15 protein-coding genes are annotated in these 17,085 nt (G+C 61.8%); 10 read left to right on the top strand and 5 right to left on the bottom strand.

All coding sequences use genetic code 11. From position 1 onward, the window contains the following. Positions 1-352: 352 nt before the first annotated feature. Both rhlB and QYE47_RS26575 read right to left on the bottom strand, forming a co-directional pair. On the bottom strand, positions 353-1,795 hold the full coding sequence (gene rhlB / locus QYE47_RS26580) for an ATP-dependent RNA helicase RhlB (protein ID WP_019439214.1): 1,443 nt from the start codon (positions 1,793-1,795) through the stop codon (positions 353-355). Between the two features lie 100 nt (positions 1,796-1,895). Continuing rightward, positions 1,896-2,552 (bottom strand): alpha/beta hydrolase, encoded by a 657-nt coding sequence (locus QYE47_RS26575; protein WP_301159685.1) that lies wholly within the window; start codon positions 2,550-2,552, stop codon positions 1,896-1,898. A 332-nt stretch (positions 2,553-2,884) separates the two neighbouring features. Here QYE47_RS26575 and QYE47_RS26570 point away from each other — a divergent pair, with 332 nt between their 5' ends. The 4 genes from QYE47_RS26570 (at position 2,885) to QYE47_RS26555 (ending at position 7,042) form a co-directional block, all read left to right on the top strand. Next, entirely contained in the window at positions 2,885-3,913 is a 1,029-nt protein-coding gene (locus QYE47_RS26570) for an amino acid ABC transporter substrate-binding protein (RefSeq protein ID WP_003251785.1), read from the top strand. 67 nt (positions 3,914-3,980) lie between these two features. Further along, complete coding sequence (locus tag QYE47_RS26565; RefSeq protein WP_070384328.1) at positions 3,981-5,159, top strand: amino acid ABC transporter permease; 1,179 nt, start codon at positions 3,981-3,983, stop codon at positions 5,157-5,159. 10 nt (positions 5,160-5,169) lie between these two features. Next, entirely contained in the window at positions 5,170-6,267 is a 1,098-nt protein-coding gene (locus QYE47_RS26560) for an amino acid ABC transporter permease (RefSeq protein ID WP_010952426.1), read from the top strand. Positions 6,268-6,277: 10 nt separating this feature from the next. Then, positions 6,278-7,042 (top strand): amino acid ABC transporter ATP-binding protein, encoded by a 765-nt coding sequence (locus QYE47_RS26555; protein ID WP_003251792.1) that lies wholly within the window; start codon positions 6,278-6,280, stop codon positions 7,040-7,042. A 129-nt stretch (positions 7,043-7,171) separates the two neighbouring features. On the opposite strand, the gene algW is transcribed toward QYE47_RS26555, so the two are convergent. Beyond that, positions 7,172-8,332: a Do family serine endopeptidase AlgW gene (gene algW / locus QYE47_RS26550; RefSeq protein WP_014592300.1), complete on the bottom strand. Its 1,161-nt coding sequence runs from the start codon at positions 8,330-8,332 to the stop codon at positions 7,172-7,174. 168 nt (positions 8,333-8,500) lie between these two features. Here algW and QYE47_RS26545 point away from each other — a divergent pair, with 168 nt between their 5' ends. The 3 genes from QYE47_RS26545 to cysN all read left to right on the top strand — a co-directional run bounded on the left by QYE47_RS26545 (position 8,501) and on the right by cysN (position 12,318). Then, positions 8,501-9,259 carry a Nif3-like dinuclear metal center hexameric protein gene (locus QYE47_RS26545; protein ID WP_014592299.1) on the top strand — a complete coding sequence of 253 codons (759 nt, stop codon included), beginning with the start codon at positions 8,501-8,503 and terminating at the stop codon, positions 9,257-9,259. Between the two features lie 223 nt (positions 9,260-9,482). Next, positions 9,483-10,400 carry a sulfate adenylyltransferase subunit CysD gene (cysD, locus tag QYE47_RS26540; protein WP_003251799.1) on the top strand — a complete coding sequence of 306 codons (918 nt, stop codon included), beginning with the start codon at positions 9,483-9,485 and terminating at the stop codon, positions 10,398-10,400. Between the two features lie 16 nt (positions 10,401-10,416). Further along, the gene (cysN, locus tag QYE47_RS26535; protein ID WP_003251801.1) at positions 10,417-12,318 is read left to right on the top strand and encodes a sulfate adenylyltransferase subunit CysN; all 1,902 of its coding nucleotides are present in this window, start codon (positions 10,417-10,419) and stop codon (positions 12,316-12,318) included. Positions 12,319-12,402: 84 nt separating this feature from the next. Here the strand turns inward: cysN and QYE47_RS26530 are convergent, their stop codons facing one another. Continuing rightward, on the bottom strand, positions 12,403-12,882 hold the full coding sequence (locus tag QYE47_RS26530; protein WP_003251803.1) for an Lrp/AsnC family transcriptional regulator: 480 nt from the start codon (positions 12,880-12,882) through the stop codon (positions 12,403-12,405). Between the two features lie 127 nt (positions 12,883-13,009). On the opposite strand from QYE47_RS26530, the gene QYE47_RS26525 reads away from it, so the two are divergent. Then, positions 13,010-14,206, top strand: coding sequence for a methionine gamma-lyase (locus QYE47_RS26525; protein ID WP_014592298.1), 1,197 nt, complete (start codon positions 13,010-13,012; stop codon positions 14,204-14,206). A 160-nt stretch (positions 14,207-14,366) separates the two neighbouring features. On the opposite strand, the gene QYE47_RS26520 is transcribed toward QYE47_RS26525, so the two are convergent. Continuing rightward, complete coding sequence (locus tag QYE47_RS26520) at positions 14,367-14,804, bottom strand: YhcB family protein (protein WP_010952432.1); 438 nt, start codon at positions 14,802-14,804, stop codon at positions 14,367-14,369. Positions 14,805-14,939: 135 nt separating this feature from the next. Between QYE47_RS26520 and QYE47_RS26515 the strand changes: the two genes are divergently transcribed. Both QYE47_RS26515 and QYE47_RS26510 read left to right on the top strand, forming a co-directional pair. Beyond that, a complete protein-coding gene (locus tag QYE47_RS26515; RefSeq protein ID WP_014592297.1) occupies positions 14,940-15,575 on the top strand; it encodes an alpha/beta hydrolase in 636 nt (211 codons plus the stop codon). Positions 15,576-15,600: 25 nt separating this feature from the next. Continuing rightward, entirely contained in the window at positions 15,601-16,950 is a 1,350-nt protein-coding gene (locus tag QYE47_RS26510) for a tryptophan--tRNA ligase (protein WP_014592296.1), read from the top strand. Positions 16,951-17,085 lie beyond the last annotated feature (135 nt).

Below are 17,085 nucleotides of genomic sequence, written 5' to 3'. Positions count from 1 at the left end.
GGAGGGGAAGCAGAGTGACCAGGATGCGGCGGGGCGCTGGTAATCAAGGCGCCAGCGGTCGGCTGTAGGAGCGGGTTTACCCGCGAAAGGGCCGGCCCTGCTGGCCAATCTCCACCCGCCGTTCACCGTTGCCGCCACTACCGTATTCGCGGGTAAACCCGCTCCTACAGGGGGACCTTGTGTCGCGAAAGGGCCGCGTAGCGGCCCCCGACAACTCCGCATCAAAGCCGAAATCCCGGGGCCGCTGCGCGGCCCAATCGCGACACAAGGCCGCTCCCACAGGGTGGACCGCGCCAGCTTTTAGAAATTGAGCAAGACAGTTGCTCCCAGCGCGCAGGGAGCCCGCTGAAGGTCAGTGGTGCTTGCGCGGCACCGGCTTGAGCAGTTCATCCGGCGGCATCTCGCACTTGATCTTGCGCCCCAGCAGCGCTTCGATCGCCGGCAACTGATACGAGTCATCTTCACCGGCAAAGCTGATCGACACACCACTGGTGCCGGCACGGCCGGTACGGCCAATGCGGTGCACGTAGTCGTCAGGGTCTTCCGGCAGGGTGAAGTTGATCACGTGGCTGATGCCATCGATATGGATCCCGCGCCCGGCCACGTCGGTGGCCACCAGCACGGTGATGCGCCCTTCGCGGAAGCTCTCCAGGGTTCGGATGCGCTTGTGCTGCGGCACGTCGCCCGACAGCTGGGCCGCATTGATACCGTCGCGTACCAGCTTTTCCTCGATGCGCCGCACTTCGTCCTTGCGGTTGGCGAACACCATCACCCGTTCCCACTTGTTTTGGGTCACCAGGTTATACAGCAGTTTGTACTTGTCGCTGCCGGCCACCGCATACACATGCTGCTCCACCGTTTCGCTGGCCACGTTCTCCGGCTCGATCTCGACGATGGCCGGGTTGGTGGTCCACTGCTTGGCCAGGTTCATCACATCGTCGGTGAAGGTGGCGGAGAACAGCAGGGTCTGGCGCTCGCTTTTCGGCGGTGTCTGACGAATGATTTGGCGGACCTGGGGGATGAAGCCCATGTCGAGCATGCGGTCGGCTTCGTCAAGCACCATCACCTCGACCATGTCCAGGTGCACTTCGCCACGCTGGTTGAAGTCCAGCAGGCGGCCCGGGGTGGCCACCAGAATATCGCAGTGGCGCGCTTCCAGGGCTTTGAGCTGCTTGTCGAAGTCCATGCCACCGACGAAGCTCATCACGTTCAGGCCGGTGTACTTGGTCAGGGCAGCGGCGTCCTTGGCGATCTGCACCACCAGCTCGCGGGTGGGGGCGATGATCAGCGCGCGCGGCTCGCCCATGTAGCGCTCTTTAGGCGGTGGCGTCTGCTGTAACTGGGAAATGATCGAGATCAGGAAGGCGGCCGTCTTGCCGGTGCCCGTCTGGGCCCGGCCGATGGCGTCCTGGCCACGCAGGGTGTAACCCAGGACCTGCGCCTGGATCGGCGTGCAGTACGGGAAGCCCAGGTCGTGGATGGCGTGCATCAGCTCGTTGGACAGCTTGAAGTCGTGGAAGCGGGTTTTGCCTTCCTGTGGCTCGACCACGAAGTCTTCGGGCTTCCACAGGCTGGCCTGCGGCTTGGGCTTGCGTTCGCGGCGCGGTTTGTCCTTGGCCGGTTGTTCGGCAGGTGGCGTAGCGGCGGCAGGTTGCTCAGCCTTGGGGGCGGGGTTGGCCTGTGGTGCAGCCGGTTTGGTCGCGGGCTGGGCTTCCGGCGTCACGCTGGCAGCAGGAGCGGCGGCTTGTGGTGTGGCCTCTCCCTTGCCGAATATTTTTCTGAGTGCTTTGAGCACGGTCGTCTCATCAACTGATTAAGGAATGTACGCCGGGCAGTGTAATGCAAGATCCGGGCGCGGCGTAGCGGAATACGCCCACAACTACAAGCGAGGCTGCCTATTGCAGCTGCTTGCTCAGCCAGTCGTGGATATCGTTCAGTTCTTCGACCACCACTTCGTGTTCCATCGGGTATTCGTACCAGCGGGCAGCGACGCCCCAGGTGTTCAGGTACTCGAAGGCGGTACGGCCCATGGACGGTATTACCACCGGGTCATGCACACCATGCAGGCACAGGGCCGGTGTGCGCTGCTGGCAGGCACTCAACTGGTGCTGGTCATTGAAGGTGGGGGCATAGGTGGACAGGGCGATCACCCCGCCCAGTGCTTCCTGCCACTTTATATAGGCAGTGTGCAGCACCACCGCGCCGCCCTGGGAGAAGCCGGCCAGGAAGATCCGCGACAGGTTGATGCCTTTGGCCTGCTCGGCCTTGATCAGCGCAACCACCTGCTCGGCAGATTCTTCCAGCTGCGCTTCGTCGATGGCACGGGCCGGGGTCATGGCCTTGATGTCATACCACCTGGGCATGGCATAGCCGCCGTTGATGGTCACGGGGCGGGTCGGTGCCTGGGGCATGATGAAGCGTGTGCTGAGCAAGCGCTCCTGCATGAATTCGGCCACAGGTAGGAAGTCGTAACGGTCGGCCCCCAGACCGTGCAACCAGATCACACAGGCGTCAGCGGTTTTCTGTGGTTCGAGAATCAGCGGGTTGGTCATGACTGCTCCGAAAGTGTGCGGGTCTTGTTATGGCGTGCGTGAAAAGAAAGCACCGGAAATGATTGTCGGAAAAAGAATGTCGCAACGATACAACTTTTCCTACTTGACGAGCGCTTAAACGCTACAGCCAGAAAATTTGGTACGCGGTTTGCAACTCAATCTGTGATGCAAAGGGCAGGCCGTGACGGTAACACCCTCTGCACGCGAAGGCTGTCACAGAACAGTCCATTGCGCCAATTGACCCAATAACAAGCCAATACGGGTCGGATACGCCTCAAAAGGGTGCGGTGCAATTCCGGCTCGATACAACAAGAGCGATTTGGAGGTTGTGAATGAAGATGTTGAAAACCACCCTGGCAGTCCTGACCGCTGCCGCCGCGCTGGGCGCCGTGAGCACTGCCCAGGCCGGCGCCACCCTCGATGCGGTAAAGAAGAAGGGCTTCGTCCAGTGTGGCGTGAGCGACGGTCTTCCAGGCTTCTCGGTACCTGATGCGCAGGGCAAGATCGTCGGCATCGATGCCGATGTCTGCCGCGCCGTGGCCGCCGCCGTGTTCGGTGATGCCACCAAGGTCAAGTTCAGCCAGCTCAACGCCAAGGAACGCTTCACTGCCCTGCAGTCGGGCGAGGTCGACGTACTGTCGCGTAACACCACCTGGACCAGCTCGCGCGATGCCGGCATGGGCCTGGTGTTCGCGGGTGTCACCTACTATGACGGCGTCGGCTTCCTGGTCAACAAGAAGCTTGGCGTTTCCAGCGCCAAAGAGCTCGATGGCGCGACCATCTGCATCCAGGCCGGTACCACCACCGAGCTGAACGTGTCGGACTTCTTCCGTGCCAATGGCCTGAAGTACACCCCGATCACCTTCGACACCTCTGACGAGAGCGCCAAATCGCTGGAGTCGGGCCGTTGCGACGTGCTGACTTCGGACAAATCGCAGCTGTTCGCCCAGCGCTCCAAACTGGCCGCGCCGACCGACTACGTGGTGTTGCCGGAAACCATCTCCAAGGAGCCGCTGGGCCCGGTAGTGCGTAAAGGCGACGAGGAGTGGTTCAGCATCGTCAAGTGGACCCTGTTCGCCATGCTCAATGCCGAAGAAGCGGGCATCACTTCCAAGAACGTCGAGGCCGAGGCCAAGGCCACCAAGAACCCGGATGTCGCCCGACTGCTGGGCGCGGATGGCGAGTATGGCAAGGACCTCAAACTGCCCAAAGACTGGGTAGTGCAGATCGTCAAGCAAGTGGGTAACTATGGCGAAGTGTTCGAGAAGAACCTGGGCCAGAGCACTGACTTGAAGATCGACCGTGGCATGAACGCCCTGTGGAACAACGGCGGCATCCAGTACGCGCCTCCAGTGCGCTGATGGCTGCACCCTGCGGCGGCATTCCGCCGCCGCAGGCTGTTCGAATCCCTACTGTCCGGGGCACTTCATGCAAAATCAAATCGGCGCACCCAAGGGCTTGTCCCTTAACGATCCGCGTGTGCGCGCGTGGCTGTTCCAGATTCTCACGATCGTCTTCGTGGTCGGTCTGGGCTGGTACCTGTTCCACAACACGCAAACCAACCTGCAACACCGGGGCATCACCTCGGGCTTCGACTTCCTCGACCGCAGTGCCGGCTTCGGTATCGCCCAGCACCTGATCCCCTATGTGGAATCCGACAGTTATGCGCGGGTGTTCGTCATCGGCCTGCTCAATACGCTGTTGGTGACCTTCATCGGCGTCATTCTGGCGACGATACTGGGCTTCATCATCGGTGTGGCTCGCCTGTCACCGAACTGGATGATCAACAAACTGGCGACCGTCTATGTGGAAACCTTCCGCAACATTCCGCCGTTGTTGCAGATCCTGTTCTGGTATTTTGCCGTGTTCCTGACCCTGCCGGGACCGCGGGGCAGCATCAACATCCAGGACATGTTCTTCATCAGCAACCGTGGCTTGAACATGCCTGGCGCGTCCATGGCCGATGGCTTCTGGCCATTTGTGGTGGCATTGGCGCTGGCCATTGCCGCTATTGCCCTGATGGTGCGCTACGCCAACAAGCGTTTCAACGAGACGGGCGAGCCGTTCCACAAGTTCTGGGCGGGGCTGTTGCTGTTCATCGCCATTCCGAGCCTGAGCGTGCTGTTGTTCGGCAGCCCGGTAACTTGGGACATGCCGCAGCTCAAGGGCTTCAACTTCGTCGGGGGCTGGGTGCTGATCCCCGAGCTGCTGGCGCTGACCCTGGCGCTGACTATCTATACGGCAGCCTTCATCGCCGAAATCGTGCGCTCCGGCATCCGTTCGGTCAGTCATGGCCAGACCGAAGCGGCTCGCTCGTTGGGCCTGCGCGAGGGCCCGACCCTGCGCAAGGTGATCATCCCCCAGGCACTGCGGGTGATCATTCCGCCGCTGACCAGCCAGTACCTGAACCTGGCGAAGAACTCTTCGCTGGCGGCCGGTATCGGCTACCCGGAGATGGTCTCGCTGTTCGCCGGTACCGTGCTCAACCAGACCGGCCAGGCCATCGAGGTGATCGCCATCACCATGAGTGTCTATCTCGCCATCAGCATCAGCATTTCGCTGCTGATGAACTGGTACAACAAGCGCATTGCGCTGATCGAGCGGTGAGGATACGCCCGTGAATGCCCATGTTTTCAAACCCGATATGCCGCCACCGGTGAAAACCGTCGGCGTGCTCGCATGGATGCGTGCCAATCTGTTCTCCAGCTGGCTCAACACGCTGTTGACCCTGTTCGCCATCTACCTGGTGTGGCTGATCGTGCCGCCGTTACTGCAGTGGGCGTTGATCGATGCCAACTGGGTTGGCACCACGCGTGCCGATTGCACCAAGGAAGGCGCCTGCTGGGTGTTCGTGCAGCAGCGCTTTGGCCAGTTCATGTACGGTTATTACCCGACTGAACTGCGCTGGCGTGTGGACCTGACCGTGTGGCTTGCCGTGCTCGGCGCCGCGCCGCTGTTCATCAAGCGTTTCCCACGTAAGGCCTTCTACGGCCTGGGCTTCCTGGTGCTGTACCCGGTGCTGGCCTACACCCTGCTGCACGGGGGGTATCTGGGCCTGGAAAGCGTACCGACCAGCCAGTGGGGCGGGCTGATGCTGACCCTGGTGATCGCCACCGTGGGCATCGTCGGCGCCTTGCCGCTGGGCATCCTGCTGGCACTGGGCCGGCGTTCGAGGATGCCGGCCGTGAAAGTGGTGTGCGTGACCTTCATCGAGTTCTGGCGGGGCGTACCGCTGATCACCGTGTTGTTCATGTCGTCGGTGATGCTGCCGTTGTTCCTGCCGGAAGGCATGAGCTTCGACAAGCTGCTGCGGGCGATGATCGGTGTGATCCTGTTCCAGTCGGCGTACATCGCCGAGGTGGTGCGCGGCGGCCTGCAGGCCATCCCCAAGGGCCAGTACGAAGCCGCCGCGGCCATGGGCCTTGGCTACTGGCGCTCGATGGGGCTGGTGATCTTGCCGCAGGCGCTGAAGCTTGTGATCCCCGGCATCGTCAACACCTTCATTGCCCTGTTCAAGGACACCAGCCTGGTGATCATCATCGGCCTGTTCGACCTGCTCAACAGCGTCAAGCAAGCAGCCGCAGACCCGGCCTGGTTGGGCATGGCCACCGAGGGCTACGTGTTCGCCGCCCTGGTGTTCTGGATTTTCTGTTTCGGTATGTCCCGCTACTCCATGCATCTGGAGCGCAAGCTGGACACTGGCCACAAGCGTTAGGAGTTTCGAAATGAGTGAAGCGATCAAGCAGCCTGCTGGCCCCGAAGGCATCATCCAGATGCAGGGTGTGAACAAGTGGTACGGGCAGTTCCATGTGCTCAAGGACATCAACCTGAACGTGCGCCAGGGCGAACGCATCGTGCTGTGCGGCCCGTCCGGCTCGGGCAAGTCCACCACCATCCGCTGCCTTAACCGCCTGGAAGAGCACCAGCAAGGGCGCATCGTGGTCGATGGCGTGGAGCTGACCAACGACCTCAAGCAGATCGAGGCCATCCGCCGCGAGGTGGGCATGGTGTTCCAGCACTTCAACCTGTTCCCGCACCTGAGCATTCTGGAGAACTGCACCCTGGCGCCGATGTGGGTGCGCAAGATGCCACGGCGCAAGGCCGAGGAAATTGCCATGCACTACCTGGAGCGTGTGCGGATTCCGGAGCAGGCACACAAGTACCCTGGCCAGTTGTCTGGCGGCCAGCAGCAGCGTGTGGCCATTGCCCGCGCGTTGTGCATGAAGCCCAAGATCATGCTGTTCGACGAACCGACCTCCGCACTGGACCCGGAAATGGTCAAGGAAGTGCTCGATACCATGGTGGGCCTGGCCGAGGATGGCATGACCATGCTCTGCGTGACCCACGAAATGGGCTTTGCCCGTACCGTGGCGAACCGGGTTATCTTCATGGACAAGGGCGAGATTGTGGAGCAGGCCGCGCCGGATGACTTCTTCGACCGGCCGCGCAGTGACCGGACCAAGTTGTTCCTCAGCCAGATCCTGCATTGATGCTGTTTGGGCTGCGCGGCAGCCCTTCGCGGGCACGCCCGCTCCCACAGGTTTAGCGCTTGCTTTGGAGCCTGCGTAATTCCTGTGGGAGCGGGCGTGCCCGCGAAGGGCCGCAACGCGGCCCTGGGTTTATTTCTCTTCCTGGCTGGCAGCCGGCGCCGGTGGCGGCCGCAGCCCCACCTCGGCGATCAGCTTCAACTGTTGCCCGTTGCGCATCACCTCGATGGTGATCTTCTCGTTGGGTTTGATCCGCGCTACCTGGTTCATCGACTTGCGCCCGTCGCCGGCCGGCTCGCCATTGATGCTCAGGATCACGTCACCCAGGTGCAACCCGGCCTTGGCCGCTGGCCCTTCGCGGAAGATACCCGCCACCACGATGCCTGGACGGTCCTTCATGCCGAACGATTCTGCCAGCTCCTGGCTCAGTGGCTGCACTTCGATACCCAGCCAGCCACGGATCACCTGGCCGTGTTCGACGATCGACTTCATCACCTCCAGTGCCAGTTTTACCGGGATGGCGAAGCCGATGCCCTGCGAGCCACCGGACTTGGAGAAGATCGCGGTATTGATGCCGATCAGGTTGCCATTGGCATCCACCAGCGCACCACCGGAGTTGCCCGGGTTGATCGCCGCGTCGGTCTGGATGAAGTCCTCGTAGTTGTTCAGCCCCAGCTGGTTGCGGCCAGTGGCGCTGATGATGCCCATGGTCACAGTCTGGCCGACGCCGAACGGGTTACCGATGGCCAGCGACACGTCGCCGATGTGAATGGTGTCGGAACGGCCGATGGTGATCGCCGGCAGGTTCTTCAAGTCGATCTTCAGCACCGCCAGGTCGGTTTCCGGGTCGCTGCCGATCACGCGGGCCAGGGTTTCGCGGCCATCCTTCAGGGCTACGACGATCTGGTCGGCGCCGCTGGTAACATGGTTGTTGGTCAGCAGGTAGCCCTCTGGGCTCATGATTACCGCCGAACCCAGGCTTGATTCCCAGCGGCGCTGTTTGGGCAGGTTATCGCCGAAGAAGCGGCGGAACTGCGGGTCTTCGAACAGTGGGTGGGCGCTTTTGTTCACCACCTTGGTGGTGTACAGGTTGGCCACCGCCGGGGCGGCCAGGGTCACGGCGTCGGCGTACGACACCGGGCCTTGCATGATCCGCGTGGTCTGTGGCGCTTGTTGCAGGTTGACGTCCTGGCTGGGCAGCCCGACCCATTGCGGAAAACGCTGGATGATCAGCATGGCGATCAGTATGCCGGTAAGCAGGGGCCAGCCGAAGTAACGCAAAGCCTTGAACATGAACGAATCCTGGAAAGAGCAGGGGCCAGCGGCCTGGCAGTGGGGCATGAGCGCGCGCGATCATACACCGGTTCCCCCAGTGACAGCGACGGCCCATAATGGCCGGCATTATACGGGCGTTCGTCAGGCGTTGCGCCCGAGAAAAGCGCAGTTTTCGAGGAGATTTTCATGGCCGTCGCTCTAAACACCCTGGTCGAGGAAGCCGAGCGTTACCTGGGCAGCGCGAAGATCCAGGATTATTGCCCAAATGGCCTGCAGGTCGAAGGCCGGCCGCAGGTCAGCCGCATTGTCAGTGGTGTTACCGCCAGCCAGGCATTGCTGGATGCCGCAGTCGAGGCCGAGGCCGATCTGGTGCTGGTGCATCATGGTTATTTCTGGAAGGGCGAGAACCCGTGCATCACCGGCATTCGCCAGCGTCGCCTGAAGACCTTGCTGAATAACGATATCAGCCTGTTGGCGTTCCACCTGCCTTTGGACGTGCACCCGGAAGTGGGCAATAACGTGCAGCTGGCGCGGCAACTGGAGATCACTGTCGAAGGGCCACTTGACCCGGAAAACCCCAAGGTGGTCGGGCTGATCGGTTCGCTCGCCGAATCCATGACCGCGCGCGATTTTGCCCGGCGGGTGCAAGAGGTGCTGGGGCGTGAGCCGTTGCTGGTCGAAGGCGATCAAATGATCCGCCGGGTGGGCTGGTGCACCGGCGGCGGGCAGGGCTATATCGACACGGCGATTGCCGCCGGGGTCGACCTGTACCTGACCGGCGAGGCGTCCGAGCAGACCTACCACAGTGCGCGCGAGAATGGCGTCAGCTTCATTGCTGCCGGGCACCATGCCACTGAGCGCTATGGGGTGCAGGCGCTGGGCGATTACCTGGCACGACGGTTTGCCGTGGAGCACCTGTTCATCGATTGCCCGAATCCCATCTGATGGCAGGGCCGGCCTCTTCGCGGGTGAACCCGCTCCTACGCGCGGGCCTCGTAGGAGCGGGATCACCCGCGAAGAGGCCGGCCCTGCCAGCCCAAACCCCCAGTCATATCGTTAGACTTTTTCGATCTAGCCAGCCTCCTAAATAGAAGCAGCCGCTGTGATAAAGTGGCTCGCTCGAACACGGCCCGCAGGCCGTCCATAAGATCGTTTTTCGTGAGTAGCCATGGTCGACAAACTGACGCACTTGAAACAGCTGGAGGCGGAGAGCATCCACATCATCCGCGAGGTGGCCGCCGAGTTCGACAACCCGGTGATGCTGTACTCGATCGGCAAGGACTCCGCCGTGATGCTGCACCTGGCGCGCAAGGCCTTCTTCCCGGGCAAGCTGCCGTTCCCGGTGATGCACGTCGACACCCAGTGGAAATTCCAGGAGATGTACAGCTTCCGCGACAAGATGGTCGAGGAAATGGGCCTGGAGCTGATCACCCACGTCAACCCCGAGGGTGTGGCACAAGGTATCAACCCGTTCACCCATGGCAGTTCCAAGCACACCGACATCATGAAGACCCAAGGCCTGAAGCAGGCGCTGGACAAGCATGGTTTCGACGCTGCCTTCGGTGGTGCACGCCGTGACGAAGAGAAGTCGCGGGCCAAGGAACGTGTGTATTCGTTCCGTGACAGCAAGCACCGCTGGGACCCGAAGAACCAGCGCCCCGAGCTGTGGAACGTGTACAACGGCAAGGTCAACAAGGGCGAGTCGATCCGCGTCTTCCCGCTGTCGAACTGGACCGAACTGGACATCTGGCAGTACATCTACCTTGAAGGCATCCCGATCGTGCCGCTGTACTTCGCCGCCGAGCGTGAAGTCATCGAGAAGAACGGCACCCTGATCATGATCGACGACGAGCGCATCCTCGAGCACCTCTCCGAGGAAGAAAAAGCCCGCATCGTCAAGAAGAAGGTGCGTTTCCGTACCCTCGGCTGCTACCCGCTGACGGGCGCTGTCGAGTCGGAAGCCGAGACGCTCACCGACATCATTCAGGAAATGCTCCTGACGCGCACTTCCGAGCGCCAGGGCCGGGTCATCGACCACGATGGCGCCGGTTCCATGGAAGACAAAAAACGTCAGGGCTACTTCTAATTTTCAGGGTTACTCCATGTCGCACCAATCCGATTTGATCAGCGAAGATATCCTCGCTTATCTGGCTCAGCACGAGCGTAAAGAACTGCTGCGTTTCCTCACCTGCGGCAACGTGGATGACGGCAAGAGCACCCTGATCGGGCGCCTGCTGCACGACTCCAAGATGATCTACGAGGACCACCTCGAAGCCATCACCCGCGATTCGAAGAAAGTCGGCACCACCGGCGAAGAAGTCGACTTGGCACTGCTGGTAGATGGCCTGCAGGCCGAGCGCGAGCAGGGCATCACCATCGATGTCGCCTACCGCTACTTCTCCACCGCCAAGCGCAAGTTCATCATCGCCGACACCCCGGGCCACGAGCAGTACACCCGCAACATGGCCACCGGTGCGTCCACCTGCGACCTGGCGATCATCCTGGTCGATGCCCGTTACGGCGTGCAGACCCAGACCCGCCGCCACAGCTACATTGCGTCGTTGCTGGGCATCAAGCACATCGTGGTCGCGGTCAACAAGATGGACCTGAAGGGCTTCGATGAAGGCGTCTTTGAGTCGATCAAGGCCGACTACCTGAAGTTTGCCGAAGCCATCAATCTGACTCCGAGCAGCCTGCACTTCGTGCCGATGTCGGCGCTCAAGGGTGACAACGTGGTCAACCACAGCGAGCAATCGCCGTGGTACGCCGGCCCGACGCTGATGGAAATCCTCGAAACCGTCGAGGTTTCGGCCGACCGCAACTTCACCGACCTGCGTTTCCCGGTGCAGTACGTCAACCGTCCCAACCTGAACTTCCGCGGCTTCGCGGGCACCATCGCCAGCGGCGTGGTGCACAAAGGTGACGAGATTGTCGTGCTGCCGTCGGGCAAGAGCAGCCGGGTCAAGTCCATCGTCACCTACGAAGGTGAACTGGAAAACGCCGGCCCAGGCCAGGCCGTGACCCTGACCATGGAAGACGAGATCGACATCTCCCGTGGCGACCTGCTGGTACATGCCGACAACGTCCCGCCGGTCACCGACCAGTTCGACGCCATGCTGGTGTGGATGGCCGAGGAGCCAATGCTCCCGGGCAAGAAATACGACATCAAGCGTGCCACCAGCTACGTGCCAGGCTCGATTGCCAGCATCACCCACAAGGTCGATGTGAACACCCTGGAGCAGGGCGCTGCCAGCGCGCTGCAGCTGAACGAGATCGGCCGCGTCAAGGTAGCCCTGGACACCTCGATCGCCCTCGACGGTTACGACAGTAACCGCACCACCGGTGCGTTCATCGTCATCGACCGCCTGACCAACGGCACCGTTGGCGCCGGCATGATCATCGCCCCGCCCGTGTTGCCACACGGCAGCACCGGCCATCATGGCAAGCAGGCCCACGTGTCCACCGAAGAGCGCGCCCTGCGCTTCGGCCAGCAGCCAGCCACCGTGCTGTTCAGCGGCCTGTCGGGTGCTGGCAAGAGCACCTTGGCCTATGCCGTTGAGCGCAAGCTGTTCGACATGGGCCGTGCGGTGTACGTGCTCGATGGCCAGAACCTGCGTCACGACCTGAACAAGGGCCTGCCACAGGACCGCGCTGGCCGTACCGAGAACTGGCGCCGCGCCGCCCATGTGGCGCGCCAGTTCAACGAAGCCGGCATGCTGACCCTGGCTGCGTTCGTGGCCCCGGATGCCGAAGGCCGCGAACAGGCCAAGGCGCTGATCGGCAAGGAACGCCTGGTGACCGTTTACGTCCAGGCCTCGCCGCTGGTTTGCCGCGAGCGTGACCCGCAAGGCCTGTACGCTGCCGGTGGCGACAACATCCCGGGTGAAAGCTTCCCGTTCGATGTGCCGCTGGATGCTGATCTTGTGATCGACACCCAGGCCACCAGCGTGGACGAGGGCGTGAAACAGGTGCTGGACGTGCTGCGTCAGCGTGGCGCGATTTAAGCGCTAGCCTGCAAGGAAAACCCCGCTTCGGCGGGGTTTTTTGTCTCGCGTTCAGGATCCTTCTCAATGCTCGGAAAGACCGTCTCAGATATGTTTCTCCGACACCGGTATCACCCGTCTTTCCTTCACCGCTTTGTACGAAAAACTCGAATAGATCTCCTTCACCCCCGGCAACCGCTGCAGCACCTCCCGGGTAAATTCCCCAAACGACTCCAGGTCCCGTGCCAGGATCTCCAGCAGAAAGTCATAGCGGCCGGAGATGTTGTGGCAGGCGACGATCTCGGGGATTTCCATCAGGCGCTGTTCGAACGCCAGCGCCATGTCCTTGGTGTGCGAGTCCATCATGATGCTGACGAACGCGGTCACGCCAAACCCCAGCGACTTGGGCGAGAGGATGGCCTGGTAGCCGGTGATGTAGCCGTTTTCCTCCAGTAACTTGACCCGTCGCCAGCAGGGCGAGGTGGTCAGTGCCACCTGGTCGGCGAGTTCGGCAACGGTGAGACGGGCATTGTCCTGTAAGGCGGCGAGCAGGGCGCGGTCGGTGCGGTCGAGGCTTGAAGGCATTTTTTGCCCTCCTTGTCCGTTGATTATTGTTTTTGTTCCAACAAGCACGTGTATACGTAGGCTATTTTGGAAAAAATCGGGCAGCTCGGTGGCATAAGCTTATAGCAAACCACAAGAGGCTGTTGCCATGCGCGACTCCCACCACAACAACGGTTTTTCCACGCGGGCCATTCATCATGGCTATGACCCGCTTTCCCATGGTGGCGCCCTGGTGCCACCGGTGTACCAGACGGCTACCTATGCCTTCCCCACTGTCGAATACGGTGCTGCCTGCTTCGCCGGGGAGGAGCCTGGGCATTTCTACAGCCGCATTTCCAACCCCACGCTGGCATTGCTGGAGCAGCGCATGGCTTCGCTGGAGGGCGGTGAAGCGGGGTTGGCGTTGGCCTCGGGGATGGGCGCTATTACCTCAACCATCTGGACCCTGCTAAGGCCTGGCGATGAGCTGATTGTCGGGCGCACCTTGTATGGCTGTACCTTCGCTTTTCTGCACCACGGTATTGGTGAGTTCGGGGTGAAAGTTCGCCATGTCGATCTCAACGATGCCAAAGCCCTGAAAGCGGCGATCAGCAGCAAAACACGGATGATCTACTTCGAAACACCGGCCAACCCCAACATGCAACTTGTGGATATTGCGGCGGTTGTGGAGGCGGTGCGGGGGCATGATGTGCATGTGGTGGTCGATAACACCTACTGTACGCCGTACCTGCAGCGACCACTGGAACTGGGAGCGGACCTGGTGGTGCACTCGGCAACCAAGTACCTCAGTGGGCATGGCGATATCACTGCCGGGTTGGTGGTGGGGTGCAAGGCGTTGGTAGACCGTATCCGCCTGGAAGGGCTGAAGGATATGACCGGGGCGGTGCTGTCACCGCATGACGCGGCGTTGCTGATGCGCGGTATCAAGACCCTGGCCCTGCGCATGGATCGGCATTGCGCCAATGCCCAGCAGGTGGCCGAGTTTCTCGCTCGCCAGCCGCAGGTGGAATTGATTCATTACCCCGGGCTACCGTCTTTTGCCCAGTACGCGTTGGCCAAGCGACAGATGCGTTTGCCTGGCGGGATGATTGCGTTTGAGCTCAAGGGTGGCATTGAGGCGGGGCGGCGCTTCATGAATGCGCTGCAGCTCTTTGCCCGGGCGGTGAGCCTGGGGGATGCCGAGTCGCTGGCGCAGCATCCGGCGAGCATGACCCATTCCAGCTATACCCCGCAGGAGCGGGCGCATCACGGGATATCGGAGGGGTTGGTACGTCTGTCGGTGGGGCTGGAGGATGTGGAGGACCTGCTGGCAGATGTCGAACAGGCATTGCTGGCCTGCCGTTAGGTTGCCTGCACTGGCCCCTTCGCGGGCACGCCCGCACAGGTCCCGCGCAATATCTGAAACCTGCGCGGCCCTTGTAGGAGCGGGTTCACCCGCGAAGAGGCCGGCACAGGCAGCATCCACAAAAAAGGCCTCTTGCGAGGCCTTTTGCATGTTCAGCAGATCAACGCTTGAGCCCGTAGCTTTCGTCGAGCATGCCCGGCGAGTTAGGCGCTTTCGGTGCATAGTCGCGCGGCACTTCGGCGGTGTCTTTAGGTGGGGTCAGGCGGTCACGCGGGCCTTGCGGTGCATCGGAGTGCAGCGCAGCCAGCAGGCGTTGGCGGGTGACATCATCGAGGGCCAGGCTGTTGGCGCCTTCAGCCAGGTGATCCTGTACGTCCTGATAGCTCTGGGTCAGTTTCTTGACCAGCATGGCGGTGCTGTTGAAGTGGGTGACCACTTCGTTCTGGTAGCTGTCGAAGCGCTTCTGGATGTCGTCCAGTTGACGCTGGGTGTTGCTCGGTGCCGCATTGGGCAGCAGGCGGGCAACAATGAAACCGACTGCCACACCGATGACCAGGGCCAGGGTTGGCAACAACCAAACAAGGAGCGAGAGTTCCACGAGTCCTTCCTCTATAAACGGCTTTGCTTTACGTTAACGGCTCAGACCTGCGCTGTATACCGCGAGCGATCGCAAATCAGAACAGAATTTCACACCTAGACGAATCGACCCTCCCCGAGGTCACGGAGTAGTGCCTTGCTTGTCCGCGAAACCCCCTTGTTCATCGATGGCCCCAGCGGCCAGCTGGAAGCCTTGTACCTGGACGTGGCGCAAGCCCGTGGCGCGGTGCTGATCTGCCACCCTAACCCGGTCCAGGGCGGCACCATGCTCAACAAGGTGGTCTCGACCCTGCAGCGCACCGCACGTGATGCCGGCTATGTGACCCTGCGTTTCAACTACCGTGGCGTCGGCCAGAGCGCCGGCAGCCACGACATGGGCGCTGGCGAAGTGGCCGATGCCGAGGCCGCTGCAGCATGGCTGCGTGCCAGGCACCCCGGGCTACCGCTGGTGCTGATGGGCTTTTCGTTCGGTGGTTTCGTTGCCACCAGCCTGGCCGGGCGCCTTGAAAGTGCAGGCGTCGGGTTGCAGCACCTGTTCATGATCGCCCCGGCAGTCATGCGCCTGACCGCCGAATTCCCGCTGCCGCAGCGCTGCCCGCTCACCGTGGTGCAGCCGGACGCCGACGAAGTCGTCGCGCCGCAGCTGGTTTACGAATGGTCCGACAGCCTGTCGCGTCCCCATGAGCTGCTGAAAGTGGCAGAATGCGGACACTTCTTCCATGGCAAGCTGACCGATCTGAAGGATCTGCTGCTGCCGCGCCTTTCGAACTGAGCCAAGCCTGAATAAGCGAACACCCATGACCACGCGCATTCTTACCGGTATCACCACCACCGGCACTCCGCACCTGGGCAACTACGCCGGCGCCATCCGCCCGGCCATCCGTGCCAGCCAGCAGCCCGGTGTCGATTCGTTCTACTTCCTGGCCGACTACCACGCCCTGATCAAGTGCGACGACCCGATGCGCATCCAGCGCTCGCGCCTGGAGATCGCCGCCACCTGGCTGGCCGGTGGCCTGGACCCGGACAAGGTGACCTTCTATCGCCAGTCCGACATCCCGGAAATCCCCGAGCTGACCTGGCTGCTGACCTGCGTTGCTGCCAAAGGCCTGCTTAACCGCGCGCATGCCTACAAAGCCTCGGTGGACAAGAACGTCGAGAACGGTGAAGACCCGGACGCCGGCGTGACCATGGGCCTGTTCAGCTACCCGGTGCTGATGGCCGCCGATATCCTGATGTTCAATGCCAACAAGGTGCCGGTTGGCCGTGATCAGATCCAGCACGTGGAAATGGCCCGCGATATCGGCCAGCGCTTCAACCACCTGTTCGGTCAGGGCAAGGACTTCTTCGCCTTGCCGGAGGCAGTGATCGAGGAAAGCGTGGCGACCCTGCCGGGCCTGGACGGGCGCAAGATGTCCAAGAGCTATGACAACACCATCCCGTTGTTCACCAGCGCCAAGGACATGAAAGACGCCATCTCGCGCATCGTCACCGATTCGCGCGCGCCAGGTGAGGCGAAAGACCCGGACAACGCGCACCTGTTCACCCTGTACCAGGCCTTCTCCACGCCTGAACAATGCGCCGGTTTCCGCGAAGAGCTGCTGCAGGGCCTGGGCTGGGGCGATGCCAAGCAGCGCCTGTTCCAGCTGCTGGACGGCCAGTTGGCCGAGAAGCGCGAGTACTATCACCAGTTGATCGCCCGGCCGGCGGACCTGGAAGACATCCTGCTGGCCGGCGCCGCCAAGGCCCGCAAGATCGCCACGCCGTTCCTCGAGCAGCTGCGCGAGGCCGTTGGCCTGCGTTCATTCCGCAGCAGTGTGCAGGCCAACGCCGAAGTGAAGAAAAAAGCCACCAAGAGCGCGCGTTTTGTCAGCTTCCGTGATGAAGACGGCAGCTTCCGCTTCCGCCTGCTGGCCGCTGACGGCGAGCAACTGCTGCTGTCGCGCAGCTTCGCCGACGGCAAGAGTGCCGGCGCCGTGAGCAAGCAGCTGCAGCAAGGTGGCGAGGTTGATGTGCGCGTCGAAGGCCTGAGCTTCGGCCTGTGGCTCAATGGCGAGCAGGTTGCCGACGGGCCGCAGTTCGACAGCGCCGAAGCCCGTGATGCTGCCATTCAGAGCCTGAACGAAGCCTTGGCACCACAGCAGGACTGAGGCCGCCAAACGGTGGGAGCAACTGTCTTGCTCAATTTCTGAAAGCTGGCGCCATCCGTGGACTGCCCCCAAGAAGTTGGACACCAATCCAACCCTTGGGGGATCTATGGGTAAGTACACCGAGCAATTCAAGCT

Source organism: Pseudomonas sp. 2,4-D (assembly GCF_030418155.1).
In the GTDB taxonomy this organism is placed as follows: Bacteria; Pseudomonadota; Gammaproteobacteria; order Pseudomonadales; family Pseudomonadaceae; genus Aquipseudomonas; species Aquipseudomonas alloputida.
The sequence above is the reverse complement of the archived record's forward strand: the minus strand, read 5'-3'. Positions and strand labels throughout refer to the sequence as shown.